Below are 14,546 nucleotides of genomic sequence, written 5' to 3'. Positions count from 1 at the left end.
GACCGCCCCCGTCCGCCCGCTCCGTCGAACCGTGGCGGCACGGTGCGGCTGGCCCTGGGCGGCGACAGCCACCTGCGTCTGCTGGACGTAGCGCGCACCCACCACGCCAGCCTGTTCATGGTCGTCCACACCGCACTCGCCGCGCTCCTGTCGCGGATCGGGGCCGGCCGGGACGTCGCCATCGGAACATCCGTCGCAGGTCGCGGGGAGCAGTCCCTCGACGGACTCGTCGGCATGTTCGTCAACACCCTGGTGCTGCGCACCGACGTGCAACCGGAATCGACAGGAACCGAACTGCTCGAGCAGGTCCGGCGCGTCGACCTCGAGGCGTTCTCCCACGTCGACGTACCGTTCGAGCAGCTGGTCGACGCGATCAACCCGACCCGCTCCACCGCGTTCCACCCGCTGTTCCAGGTGGCGCTCGCACTGCAGAACCTGCAGACCCCGACACTCGAACTGCCGGGACTGGAGGTGTCCGCACTCGAGATCGAGTCGCCGATCGCCAAGTTCGACCTCAACTTCGTACTCGGCGAACGCCACGACGAGGAGGGGAACTCGACCGGTCTCGATCTCGAACTCGGCTACGCCAAGGACCTCTTCGACGAGGACACCGCACTGCGGATCGGTGAGTCCTTCCTCCGGGTCCTGACCGGACTGACCCGCGATCCCCGAACCACGGTCGGCGACCTCGACCTGCTCGGCGACGATGCCCGGCTGCGTCTGCTCGCCCTGTCACACGGCGCGACACGGGACACGGGACAGCCCACCCTGGCCGGTCTCCTCGACGAACAGGCACGGACGACACCGGACGCCCCCGCGGTGCTCTGGCGCGACGAGGCGCTGACGTACGCCGAGTTCGATGCCCGGTCGAACCGTCTCGCGCGCAGACTCATCGGCGACGGTGTCGGCCCCGACGTCGTCGTGGCAGTGGAGATCCCGAGGTCGCTGGACCTGCTCGTCGCCGTCCACGCCGTGGTGAAGGCAGGCGGCGCCTACACCCCACTCGATCCCGGTCAACCCGAACAACGCAACAGCGACATCGTCGAACAGTCCGGCGCATCCCTGGTTCTCACGAGCAGCGACCTGCTCCCACAGACCGTGACGACACGCTACGGGGTGCGGGCGGTCGTGCCCGCAGACCCGGACCCGGCAGAGTTCGGCGGGGAGCCGATCCGCGCCGAAGAACGGATCGCACCGCTGCGCCCGGACAACACGGCGTACGTCCTCTTCACGTCCGGTTCCACGGGACGGCCCAAGGGGGTCGCCGTCACCCACACGGCGATCGCGGCGCAGCTCGAGTGGCTGCGTGCGCAGTACACGCTCGGCACCGCCGACACGATGCTGTTCAAGACCCCTGTGACGTTCGACGTGTCGGTGTGGGAATGCTTCGCGCCGCTCGTCTCCGGCGCTCGGCTCGTCGTCGCCGAACCCGACGGGCACCGCGACCCCGAGTACCTCTCGGGCGTCCTCCGCGCACACGGCGTCACCGTCGTGCACTTCGTTCCGGCGATGCTGGCGGCCCTGACGTCCGGACCCGGACTCGACGATCTGCCGGCGCTGCGGCACGTGCTGGTCGGCGGCGAAGCCGTGTCGCCGGAGACGATCGACGACTTCCGGGCGTCCCATCCCGCGGAGATCGACAACACGTACGGACCCACCGAGGCGGCGGTGACCACCACCTTCTTCGCGGCGCGGTCCGACAACTCCGACACAGTCCCGATCGGCCTGCCCGTCTGGAACACCAGCGCCCTCGTCCTCGACGGCCGCCTGCGTCCGGTACCGGTCGGTGTCGCGGGAGAGCTGTACCTCGGTGGACTCCAGCTCGCCCGCGGATACCTGGGTCGCCCCGACCTCACCGCCGAACGGTTCGTCGCCGACCCCTTCGCCACGTCGGGCGCCCGGCTGTACCGCACCGGCGACCTCGTCCGGTGGAACGCGGACGGCCGGCTCGAGTACCTCGGGCGCACCGACTTCCAGGTGAAGGTCCGCGGATTCCGCATCGAACTCGGCGAAATCGTGTCGGCACTGCTTCGGCACGAAGACGTGGACCAGGCGATCGTCGTCCCGCATTCGGACTCGCACACCGGCGACCACCTCGTCGGGTACGTCGTGCCGCGCCGCGGAATCACACTGGACCGGGACGCCGTTCTCGCCGAAGCCGCGGGCAGCCTGCCCTCCTACATGATTCCGTCGCTGCTGATCACGCTGGCGGAACTGCCGCTGACACCGAACGGCAAGGTCGACCAGAAGGCGTTGCCAGCACCGGTGTTCACCGTGAAGGCGGAGTACACGGCGCCGCGCACCGAGTCTGAGCGCATCGTCGCCGGGATCTTCGCCGAACTCCTCGGCGTCCCCCGGGTCGGTGTCGACGACAACTTCTTCGAACTCGGCGGCAACTCCCTGTCCGCCACCAAACTCAGCACCCGCATCGGGGTCGCGACGGAGACACGCATCGCCATCCGCGTCGTGTTCGACGCGCCCACCGTCGCGGCCCTGGCCCGGCGACTCGACGGGCACGGTCCGTCCACTGCGATCGCACCCCTGACGGCGGCGGTCCGCCCCGACCGGATCCCGCTGTCACTCGCGCAGCAGCGGATGTGGTTCCTCAACCAGTTCGAGACGTCTTCGCCCGCATACAACCTGCCCGCCGCGGTCCGGCTCACCGGACCGCTGGATACTGCGGCGCTGGCCGCGGCGATCGACGATCTGATCAGCCGGCACGAATCGCTGCGGACCGTCTTTCCTGATTCCCGGGGTGGACCGCACCAGGTGATCCTCGAACCAGGGGAGTTCACCCTCGACGTCGCACCGGTCCGCGTGAGCGAGACCGGGCTGCGCGCGGATCTCGAGCAGTTCCTGCTGACCGGCTTCGACGTCTCCCAGGCCGTGCCGCTGCGGGTGAAGGTGTACTCGCTCGGCGACACCGAGCACGTGCTCGCTCTCGTCGTCCATCACATCTCCGCCGACGGCGTGTCCATGGAACCGCTGATCCGGGACGTGATGATCGCGTACGCGAGCCGCGCGGCAGGCCAGGCGCCCACCTGGGCGCCGCTGCCGGTGCAGTACGCCGACTACGCGCTGTGGCAGCGGGAGGTGCTCGGTGCCGAGTCCGACCCGGACAGCCTCGCCGCCGCCCAGCTCGAGTATTGGACCCGGACACTCACCGGTGTCCCGGACCAGCTGTACCTGCCGGGCGACCGGGGCAGGCCGGCCGTTCCGTCGCATCGGGGTGCGGCAACGCGTTTCACCCTGGATGCCGACACGCACCGGGCCCTGGCCGAACTGGCACGCGCGCACGGCGCCAGCATCTTCATGGTCGCCCACGCCGCGCTCAGCGTCCTGCTGAGCCGGCTCAGCACCAGCTCCGACATCACCGTCGGCACAGCGATCGCCGGCCGCGGCCGGGTGGAACTCGACGACATCATCGGCATGTTCGTCAACACCCTCGTGTTGCGCACGACGCTGGACCCGGGGGCGTCGTTCGTGTCGCTGCTCGAACAGGCCCGGGACGTCGACCTCGAGGCGTTCGCCCACGCGGACCTGCCGTTCGAGCGACTGGTGGAGGTATTGAGCCCGGTCCGCTCCACCTCGCACCACCCACTGTTCCAGGTGGCCCTCGGCGTGCAGGCGGTCTCTGCCGACCGGCTCGAACTGGACGGGCTGTCGGTGGAACCGCTCACCCTCGACGCGAGCATCGCGAAGTTCGACCTGCACTTCACGCTCACCGAGCGGCTCGACGACGCGGCCGAGGCCGCCGGTATCGACGCCGAACTCGTCTACGCGACAGACATTTTCGACGCGAGCACCGCCGCCGGGTACGCGACCCGGCTGCGGCGGATCTTCGAGGCGGTCGTCGCCGACCCGCAGCGGCCGATCGGTGACATCCCGGTCCTCGGCGACGAGGAATATGCGGCGCTCACCCCGGTTCGCGGCGCCGACGCGCGACCGGTGCAGATGCTGCCCGAGATCCTCGCCGACGCCGTCGCCGCGGCACCCGACGGAGCCGCCGTCGTCTTCGAGGGGGAGAGCCTCACGTACCGGGACCTCGACGAACGGTCGAATCAACTGGCCCGGTTGCTCGTCGACAGGGGAGTGGGACCCGAAACCCGGGTCGCGCTGGCGCTGCCGCGGTCCTTCGAATCCGTGGTGGCCGTGTGGGCGGTGGCCAAGACCGGTGCAGCCTTCGTGCCCGTCGACCCCGGCTATCCCGCGGACCGCATTCTGCACATGGTGCAGGACTCCGGGGCGATGGTCGGGATCACCGTGTCCGCGAAACAGGATCTCCTCCCGGACTCGATCCGGTGGATGCTCCTCGACGACCCGGCACTCGAGGTGAGCTGCACCCACGAATCCCGGTTGCCGCTCACCAACCGCGACCGCATGCGGCCGATCCTGTCCGACCAGGTGGCGTACGTCATCTACACGTCGGGGTCCACCGGCCGGCCCAAGGGCGTCGCGGTCACACATCGCGGTCTGATGAACCTGGTGACCGACGAGCGTGAGCTCCTCGGGGTCACCTCCCGTTCGCGGACACTGCATTTCGCGTCCCCGAGCTTCGACGCCTCGGTGTTCGAGATGCTGATGGCACTCGGCGCGGGAGCCACGATGGTCATCGCCCCGCCCACGATCTACGGCGGATCGGAACTCGCCGAACTGCTCGCTACCGAGCACGTCACCCATGCGTTCTCCACTCCGGCGGCGCTGGCGTCGGTGGACCATCACGGGCTCGACGACCTCGCCGTCGTCGTGGTCGCCGGTGACGTGTGCCCGCCGGAACTGGTCGCCCGCTGGGCGCCCGGGCGTCGCATGGTCAACGCGTACGGTCCCAGCGAGGCGACGATCATGTCGTCCATCACCGAACCCCTCCGCGCCGGGGAACCGGTCACCATCGGCGGCCCGAGCCGTGGAGTGCGGGCACTCGTGCTGGACGGCCGGCTGCGTCCCGTGCCGGTGGGTGTGCCGGGCGAACTGTACGTCGGAGGCCCGAGCCTCGCCCGCGGCTACCTCGGACGGCCGGGACTGACCGCCGAACGGTTCGTCGCGGACCCGTACGGCGCGCCCGGCGACCTGATGTACCGCACCGGCGATCTCGTCCGGTGGCGGGAGAACCGCGTCCTCGATTTCGTCGGCCGCACCGACCACCAGGTGAAGATCCGCGGATTCCGGATCGAACTCGGCGAGATCGACGCCGCGCTTACCGCACACCCGCAGATCGAGTACGCCACCACGATCGGGTACGACCACCCCAACGGGGAGACCTCCCTCGTCGCGTACGTGCTGCCGTTCACCGGTGAGGACGTGGACCGGGTCGAGGTCGCGAATTTCGTCGGGCGCACCCTGCCCGCCTACATGGTTCCGGCCTCCGTCACCCTCCTCGACGCCCTGCCGCTCACTCCGGCGGGCAAGCTCGACCGGGCTGCGCTCCCCGAGCCGATCTTCGCCGCCGCGGCCACGACATTCGAGGCGCCGCGGAACCCGATGGAGGTGATCGTCGCCGGCATCTTCGCGGACATCCTCGCGTTGCCGGAGATCGGCATCCACGACAGCTTCTTCGACCTCGGCGGCAACTCGCTGCTCGCCACGCAGGTGGTGTCGCGGATCAACGCGGCACTCGACGTCCACGTCGGTGTCCGTGAAGTGTTCGAGTCGCCGACCGTCGCCGCGCTCGCGGCACGCATCACCGAGACCACCACCCACGGTGTGCGGCGCCCCGCGCTGACGGCCAGGCCTCGGCCCGAACACATTCCGCTGTCGCTCGCCCAGCAGCGGATGTGGTTCATCAACCAGTTCGACACCGCATCGCCCGCGTACAACCTGCCGGTCGCGCTCCGGCTGTCGGGCGAGGTGGACCTGCGTGCCATGCAGATCGCGATCGCCGATCTCGTCGGGCGGCACGAGGCACTGCGCACCGTCTATCCCGACTCCGCCGACGGCCCGCACCAGGTGATCGTGCCCGCCGGGGACGCGGTGCCCGACCTGACACCGGTGGCGGCGCACCCCGACGACGTCCTCGAGCGGGTGCTCGCACTCGTGACGACGGGCTTCGACGTGACCGCGGATGTGCCCCTGCGGGCGCGTATGTACCGCGTCGGACCCGACGACTACGTGCTCGTGATGGTCGCCCACCACATCTCGGGTGACGGCTGGTCGCTCGCCCCACTGGCCCGCGACGTCATGCTCGCCTACACCGCCCGCGCCGAGGGACACGTGCCCCGCTGGACCCCGCTGCCGGTGCAGTACGCCGACTACAGCCTGTGGCAGCGGGAACTCCTCGGCGACGAGGCCGATCCCGAATCGGTCGCCGCCGCTCAGATCGCCTACTGGACCCGCACGCTGGAGGGTCTGCCGGACCGGCTGTCCCTGCCGACCGACCGTCCCCGCCCCGCGGTCGCGTCGCACCGGGGCGCGCACGTGCCGTTCACCATCGACGCCGGCACCCACCGCGCCCTGCTGGCGTTCGCACGCGGCCGGAACACCTCGCTGTTCATGGTGATGCACACCGCGCTCGCGGTACTGCTCGCCCGACTGAGCAACGAGTCCGACATCACCGTCGGCGCACCCATCGCCGGCCGCGGTGAGGAATCCCTCGACGAACTCGTCGGCATGTTCGTGAACACCCTGGTACTGCGCACCCACGTAGACCTCGCGAGTTCGTTCGCGGACAGCCTCGCCGACGCACGCTCTGCCGATCTGAGTGCGTTCGCGCACTCCGACATTCCGTTCGAGCGCCTCGTCGACGTGCTGAACCCGGCCCGGTCCCGCGCGCACCACCCGCTGTTCCAGGTCGCGTTCTCGTTCCAGAACCTCGCCACCACCACACTCGAACTTCCCGGGCTGCACGTCGAGGGACTCGACGTGCCGAACACGATCTCCAACTTCGATCTGCACCTGACACTGTCGGAGAAGCACGACGCCGACGGATCCCCGGACGTGATCGAGGCCCAGTTCACCTACGCCACCGACCTCTTCGACGAATCGACCGTGCGGGCATTCGCGGAACGCTTCACCCGCGTCCTCGCGTCGGTCGTACAGGATCCGGACGTGGCCGTCGGGGCCATCGACCTGCTCGACGGCCCCGAACGGCGCTCGGTCCTCGCCGAATTCAACGACACCGGCGTCGATCTGCCGCCGACGACGCTCGCCCAACTGTTCTCCGCCCAGGCGGCGCGCACACCCGATGAGGCCGCCGTGTTCTTCGAGGGCACCGAACTGACGTACGCAGAGTTCGACCGCCGTGTCGACGCCCTCGCCCACCGGCTGATCGATCGCGGAGTGGGGCCGGAATCCGTGGTGGGACTGGCGATGAACCGGTCGATCGAACTGCTGGTCGGGATGTACGCGGTGCTGCGGGCCGGCGGCGCGTACCTGCCGATCGATCTCACCCATCCGGCCGACCGGCTCGCCTACGTGCTCGAGACCGCCCACCCGGTGTGCATCCTCACCACGTCCTCGGACGGGTTCGCCGCCGAGAACGTCCCGGTCATCGAGATCGACACCCTCGACCTCACCGCCTCACCACCCGAACCGGTGACCGATGCGCATCGCCTCGCCCCGCTGCGGCCGGAGAACACGGCGTACCTGATCTTCACGTCCGGGTCCACCGGCCGACCCAAGGGTGTCGCCGTGACGCACGCCGCCATCGCGAACCAACTCCGCTGGAAGCAGCACGAATACCCGCTCGACACCACCGACGCCGTCGTGCAGAAGACCCCCGTCACGTTCGACCTGTCGGTGTGGGAACTGTTCTGGCCGCTGATCTCGGGCGCCCGACTCGTCATCGCCCGCCCGGACGGTCACCGCGATCCGGACTACCTGGCGGACCTGATGCGTCAGCAGCGCGTCACGACAGCACATTTCGTGCCGTCCCTGCTGGAGGCCTTCCTGGCGACCCCGGGTGCGGGGCAGCAGCCGGCCCTGCGGCGGGTGCTGTGCATCGGCGAGGCGTTGCCCGTCGACACCGCGGTCCGCTTCCGCCGCCGGTTCGGGACCGTCGCGCTGCACAACCTGTACGGGCCCACCGAGGCCGCCGTGTCCGCGACCGCCTGGACACACACCGCCACCGACGTCGACACCGTTCCCATCGGCGGACCCGAGTGGAACACACATGTGTTCGTGCTGGATGCCCGCCTGAACCCGGTCCCCGTCGGGGTGGCGGGTGAGCTGTACCTGGCCGGCGACCAGCTGGCCCGCGGTTACGTCGCCCGCGCCGATCTGACCGCCGAGCGCTTCGTGGCCAACCCCTTCGGCGCACCCGGTTCACGGCTCTACCGCACCGGTGACGTGGTGCGCTGGCGCGTCCGGGACGCGAGGGGGATCCTCGAGTACCTCGAGCGCTCCGACTTCCAGGTGAAGGTCCGCGGGTTCCGCATCGAACTCGGCGAGATCGAGTCCGCACTGATGTCGAGCACAGGGGTGGGGCAGTCCGTCGTCGTCGCCCACCAGCACCCGCACACCGGGACCGCCCTGGTCGCGTACGTGGTCCCCGAGGACGGCGCCACCGTCGACTCCGCCGCGGTTCTGGCCGAGGTCGGCGCCGTGGTGCCGAGCTACATGGTGCCCGCCGCCCTCGTCGTGCTCGCGCAATTGCCCCTGACCTCGAACGGCAAACTCGACCGCAAGGCCCTTCCTGCGCCCGACTTCGTGTCGGCGACAGTCGAGTACCGCGCCCCCGCGACACCCACGGAGGAATCGGTGGCCGCCGTGTTCGCCGACGTGCTCGGCGTCGAACAGGTCGGTACCGCCGCGAACTTCTTCGACCTCGGCGGCAACTCCCTCGTCGCCACCCGGGTGATCGCCCGGCTGTCCGAACGACTCGGGCGCCGCGTGGAGATTCGAAGCCTGTTCGAGGCGCCCACGGTCGCCGCCCTTGCGGCACTGCTGGATTCGATCGACGCGACCGCGCCCGCCCGCCCGGCGCTGACGCCGGCCGTGCGTCCCGAACGGATTCCGCTGTCGTCGGCGCAACACCGGATGTGGTTCCTCAACAGGTTCGACCCGAACTCGGCGGTGCACAACATTCCCGTGGCGGTCCGGCTGTCGGGCGCGCTGGACGTCGACGCGCTGCAGCACGCGGTCGCCGACGTCGTCCGCAGGCACGAGTCGCTGCGGACGGTCTACCCGGACTCCGCGGACGGTCCGCACCAGGTGATCCTGCCCATCGACCGGGTGGGGGGCGAACTGTCCGTCGACGCGACGGACGAGGCCGCGCTGCCCGCGCTGATCGCCGGCCTGGTGACCACCGGATTCGACGTCACCACGGAGGTTCCGGTGCGGGTGCGGATCTTCCGCATGTCCCCGACGGAGCACGTTCTCGCCCTGCTGGTCCACCACATCTCCGGCGACGGCTGGTCGATGGCGCCGATGGTGCGCGATGTGATGACGGCGTACGCGGCGCGGTCGGCGGACACCACGCCCGACTGGGCGCCGTTGCCGGTGCAGTACGCCGACTACGCACTGTGGCAGCGGGCACTCCTCGGCGACGAGGCCGATCCCGATTCGGTCTCGGCACGGCAACTCGCGTTCTGGACGCAGACCCTCACGGGCGCACCGGATCAGCTGGACCTGCCCACCGACCGCCCGCGTCCCGCGGTGGCGTCGTACCGGGGCGGCACCGTCGACTTCGCCGTGCCGGCCGACCTGCACGGCATGCTCCTGGGTGCGGCGCGGGACGCGAACGCGTCCCTGTTCATGCTCGTGCACTCGGCGCTCGCGGTGCTGCTGAGCCGACTCTCCGGCACCGGAGACATCGCCATCGGCACCCCCGTCGCGGGACGTGGCGAACGCGAACTCGACGACCTGATCGGCATGTTCGTCAACACACTGGTCCTGCGCCAGCAGGTCGACGGAGGCAAGACCTTCGCCGAACTGGTCGCCGACGTGCGCGAGACCGATCTCGCCGCCTTCTCTCACGCGGACGTTCCGTTCGAGCGCCTCGTGGAGGTCGTCAATCCGTCGCGGTCCACCGGGCGGCATCCCCTGTTCCAGGTGATGCTGACGTTCCAGAACCTCGACCAGGCGACCCTCCGACTGGGTGATCTGTCGGTGAGCGGTTTCGACTTCGATGTCGACATCGCCAAGTTCGACCTGCAGCTCACCCTGATGGAGCAGTTCGACTCCGAGGGCCGTCCGGACGGGATCGCTGCTCGCCTCACGTACGCCTCCGACCTGTTCGACGAGCCGTCCATGCACGTGTTCGGACAGCGGTTCCTGCAGATTCTGCGCGCGGCCACCGACAGTCCGGACACCGCGGTCGGAGATATCGACGTCCTCGGCGACGGCGAACGGAAGCAGATCGCCGGCACCAACGCGACATCACACGACGTGCTCGCCGGGACCCTGGCGTCGCTGTTCGACACGAGGGTCGCGGCCGACCCCGACCGGATCGCGGTGGTCTTCGACCGGGACGAGTTGACCTACGCCGACTTCGACTCCCGCGTGAACAGGCTGGCGCGCCGCCTGATCGAGCAGGGCGTCGGCCCCGAGTCCGTCGTCGCGGTCGGGATGCGCCGGTCGATCGATCTGCTCGTCGCGATCTACGCCGTCGTGAAGGCCGGTGGCGCCTACCTGCCGGTGGATCCGGACCATCCGGCCGAGCGCACCGCGTATGTACTCGACACCGCACGGCCGGCATGTGTGCTGGTCAGCGGTACCGGACTCCCCGGCGGCGGATCGGTCCCCGTCCTCGACGTCGCGTCCGAGGACTTCTCCGGCTTCGACAACTCGCCCATCACCGATGCAGACCGGCTGTGGCCGCTGTCCCCGGCGAACACGGCGTACGTGATCTTCACGTCCGGGTCGACGGGCCGGCCGAAGGGCGTCGCGGTCACCCACGGTGCGATCGTGAACCGCCTGCTGTGGATGCAGCACGAATACACCCTGACCAGTGCGGACGTCGTTCTGCAGAAGACTCCGGTGACGTTCGACGTCTCGGTGTGGGAGCTATTCTGGCCGCTGCAGGTGGGAGCCTCCCTGGTGATCGCCGCGCCGGACGGACACCGCGATCCGCGGTACCTGACAGGGCTGATACAGGAACGTCACGTGACGACCACCCATTTCGTGCCGTCGATGTTGTCGGTGTTCACTGCCGAACCCGCTGCGGCGGTGTGTGATTCGTTGCGGTTGGTGTTCTGTTCGGGGGAGGCGTTGACGCCGGAGCAGGTGTCGCGGTTCCGGTCGGTCAGTCGTGCGGATCTGCACAACTTGTACGGGCCGACGGAGGCGGCGGTCGACGTCACGTACTGGGAGACGGGTCCGGCGGACACGCACACGGTGCCGATCGGGCGTCCGGTGTGGAACACCGAGTTGCATGTGCTCGATGCCCGGTTGCATCCGGTGCCGAACGGGGTGGCGGGAGAGTTGTATCTGGCGGGGGATCAGCTGGCGCGGGGATATCTGAATCGTCCGGATCTGTCGGCGGACCGGTTCGTGGCGAACCCGCACGTGGCGGGTGGGCGGATGTACCGCACGGGTGATCTGGTGCGTCGCCGCCGCGACGGTGCGTTGGAGTATGTGGGGCGGACGGATTTCCAGGTGAAGTTGCGGGGGCAGCGGATCGAGTTGGGGGAGATCGAGACCGCGCTCGAGACCCATCCGGACGTGTCGCAGGCGGTCGTGGTGGTGCACCGCGACGACCGCGGCGAGGAAGCGCTGGTGGCGTACCTGGTGGGACGGCCCGCGGCCGACTGGTCCGACGTGCGGGCGCACCTGTCGGCCCGCGTCCCGTCGTACATGATCCCGGTGCACGTCGTGCACCTCGACACACTGCCGCTGTCGGTGAACGGCAAACTCGACCGCAAGGCCTTGCCCACACCGACCGTCCGGTCGGCGGCCGACGAGTACCAGGCGCCGCGGACGGCGGCCGAGCGCGCCGTCGCCACGGTGTTCGCCGACGTACTCGGCATCGACAGCGTCGGAGTCACGGACAGCTTCTTCGACCTCGGGGGCAACTCGCTGATCGCCACCCGAGTCGCGTCTTTACTCGGGTCCGAGCTGGGAATCGACTTCCCGCTGCAATGGATGTTCAGCGACCCCACGCCGGAGTCGCTGGGACAACGCATCCAGAAGTGGACGAACGACGGGGTGGACGGTGCGGGTGCGTCACTCGACGTGCTTCTCCCGATCCGCACGAGAGGGACGGCGGAGCCGCTGTTCTGTGTGCATCCGTTCATCGGGCTCGCCTGGAGCTACGCGGGGCTCGGCCGCGAGCTGACCCAGGACCGGCCGATCTACGGGCTGCAGTCGCCGGCGCTGACCGAGGACGAGCCGCACCTGGAGACGATCACCGACTTCGCGGCCCGCTACGTCCGGGAGATCCGTTCGATCCAGCCGCACGGCCCGTACCACCTGGTGGGGTGGTCGCTGGGTGGAGTCATCGCTCACGAGATGGCGGTGCAGTTGCAGGACGCCGGTGAAGAGGTGCGTCTGCTGGGGCTCCTCGACAGCTATGTCGGGATCGACCGCAGCGTGGAGAACTCCGCGACCACCGCGGATCTTCTCGGCGGAGTCGGCCTGGACCTCCCGGACGACAGCGTGCTCGACGAACTCGCGCCGGACGGGCAGTTCGACGCCGAGCGTGCGGCGGCACTGCTGCGGGTCGTCGGAGGGCCGCTGGCGGCGCTGACCGCTCCCGAACTCGGACGGATCTACGGCAATGCGCTGCGAGCCCCCACACTGATCGACGCACACCGGCCGAGGGTGTTCGCGGGCGATCTGGTGTTCTTCACCGCCGCCCTGGACGACGGTTTCCACGTGGACCCGGTGACCTGCTGGGGACAGTTCGTGCGCGGGAGCATCGTCGAGCATCCGGTGGACGCGACGCACTGGACGATGACGACGCCGGCTGCTCTCGCCGCGATCGCACCGCACCTCGAGCGTTCGCATCGTCGGCCGCGGCACGCCGCGCCCGACACCGGCAGGGACAGCGATCCCGACGACAGCGCGAACCGGCCGCACTCGGTGCGCTGACCGCAGCACCGCCCGACAGACCGGAAGGTTTGGTTTGGGCGGTGATGGGGGAATACCACGAAATGGCAGTGGTTGTACAGAAAACGAGCGGTTGACCACCCCGAATATCGTGGACGCCCGACCGGTCGTGGTTTCGGGGTGCCGATTTCATACCCCAGGTGTGAGATTTACCCGAAGAGAAGACCAAACCCTTGACTCCGCGGTACCGAATAGTAGATTGAGAGCGGTCATGTGACCTACCTCTCAAATGGTACGGAAGCCCGAGAGGTCGGTCATACGTGGTTTCTTCGACTGCGTGTTCGGGGCGTGACGCTCGGTGCTTTGTGTGCTCGGAATGTAACGCGCCCGCGTTCAGCAGATCGGAGTACTTGGATGAGTCCTGTCGAGACGGTGACCAGCCCAGTGACCAACAGAAGCTTGTCCGTGTCGAACACCCCGTCCGCGCCGAAGCCGGGGTCGCAACTTCCCCGGACGCGGCGAACGCCGCCCCGGCAGAGCCGAGACGGCGTTCGTACGGTTCGGTTGCCTGTGTCAGGCTCCGCGGCGCTTCGCCTTCAGCAGGTCGAGGCGCTCCTTCAGCAGCTCCTCCAGTTCCTCCTTGGAACGGCGTTCGAGCAGCATGTCCCAGTGGGTACGCGGCGGCTTGACCTTCTTGGCCTCGGGCGCAGTCCCCTCGACCAGGGTTCCCTCGAGGCCGTTACGGCACAGCCACGTGCCGGGAATCTCGGCATCGTCGGCGAAGGGAATGTCGAACACCTCACCGTTGTCGCACCGGTACTTGGCCATCCGACGGGGCGCGAGGTCGTGGTCACGGTCGGTCTCGTAGCTCACCGCTCCGAGTCGACTTCCTCGAAGTACGCGATCTGCCATGGTTGTGTCCTCTCCTCGATCGTCTCCGCGCGAGTACGCCTGGACCAGAACCAAGCGTTCACACTCATCTACAACGCCACGGCCTCCCGATTGGTTCCCGCACGCCGCGCAGATGCAACCTCGACATCTTACCGGGCGGGCCTCGAGGCGCCGCGCAGTAAGGTGGTTGACCATGACCGGCGCCTCCCGCAGACCCGATTCCTGTGTGTGGTGCGGGAGGGAAGTGGCCGAGACGGGGATGGGGCGGCGCCGCCGGTACTGCCGCCAATCCTGCCGGCAGCGCGCGTACGAGCAGCGCAACCAGGTCAAAGGCACGAGCATCCCCGCCGATGCGGTGGTGCTCACCTCGGAGGAAGCCTCCGCCATGGTCGACCGGGTTTTCCAGGTTCGATGTGCCGCCGAGGACGTGGCGACAGCCGTTGCCGAAGGTGCGGCGGCCCATGAGGTGGAGTCCCTGTGCGCCGACCTCGTGCAACTCGCGCGTGAGGCCGAACGCTTCCGCTGAGCCTCGGACAGAGGCAGGGGAGCGCAGGACGCACTCTGCTCGACCGGTCCGACCGTCGCCTGTCGATGGCGATTCCGAAACGAACATCACGAATCGACGCACACCGGGCCCACGCGTACAGCACGATCAGTACAGCGTGGGAGACCGGCGTCGGTTGGTCCGTCTCACGCGCAGGACTTGCGCATCCAAGGTCTTCTACCCGCTGGGG

3 protein-coding genes are annotated in these 14,546 nt (G+C 69.0%); 2 read left to right on the top strand and 1 reads right to left on the bottom strand.

Going from position 1 to position 14,546, the window contains the following annotated elements; genetic code table 11:
- The coding region (locus tag G9373_RS22080) for a non-ribosomal peptide synthetase (protein WP_277346609.1) at positions 1-12,963 on the top strand (12,963 nt) is incomplete at its 5' end.
- Positions 12,964-13,494: 531 nt separating this feature from the next.
- Here the strand turns inward: G9373_RS22080 and G9373_RS22075 are convergent.
- Positions 13,495-13,833, bottom strand: a complete 339-nt coding sequence (locus G9373_RS22075) for an RNA polymerase-binding protein RbpA (RefSeq protein WP_005255751.1) — start codon at positions 13,831-13,833, stop codon at positions 13,495-13,497.
- A 172-nt stretch (positions 13,834-14,005) separates the two neighbouring features.
- On the opposite strand from G9373_RS22075, the gene G9373_RS22070 reads away from it, so the two are divergent.
- Positions 14,006-14,338 carry a hypothetical protein gene (locus tag G9373_RS22070; protein WP_005246337.1) on the top strand — a complete coding sequence of 111 codons (333 nt, stop codon included), beginning with the start codon at positions 14,006-14,008 and terminating at the stop codon, positions 14,336-14,338.
- Positions 14,339-14,546: the final 208 nt, after the last annotated feature.

The sequence above is a fragment of the Rhodococcus sp. A14 genome (genome assembly GCF_011603105.1).
Taxonomy (GTDB): domain Bacteria; phylum Actinomycetota; class Actinomycetes; order Mycobacteriales; family Mycobacteriaceae; genus Rhodococcus_F; species Rhodococcus_F opacus.
Note: the sequence above shows the minus strand (reverse complement) of the source record. Positions and strands in the feature narration are given on the sequence as shown.

What these genes read in the sequence shown, in the direction of transcription:
- G9373_RS22070 (WP_005246337.1), top strand. Translation starts at nt 14,006, where the DNA reads ATGACCGGCGCCTCCCGCAGACCCGATTCCTGTGTGTGGTGCGGGAGG.
- G9373_RS22075 (WP_005255751.1), bottom strand. Translation starts at nt 13,833, where the DNA reads ATGGCAGATCGCGTACTTCGAGGAAGTCGACTCGGAGCGGTGAGCTAC.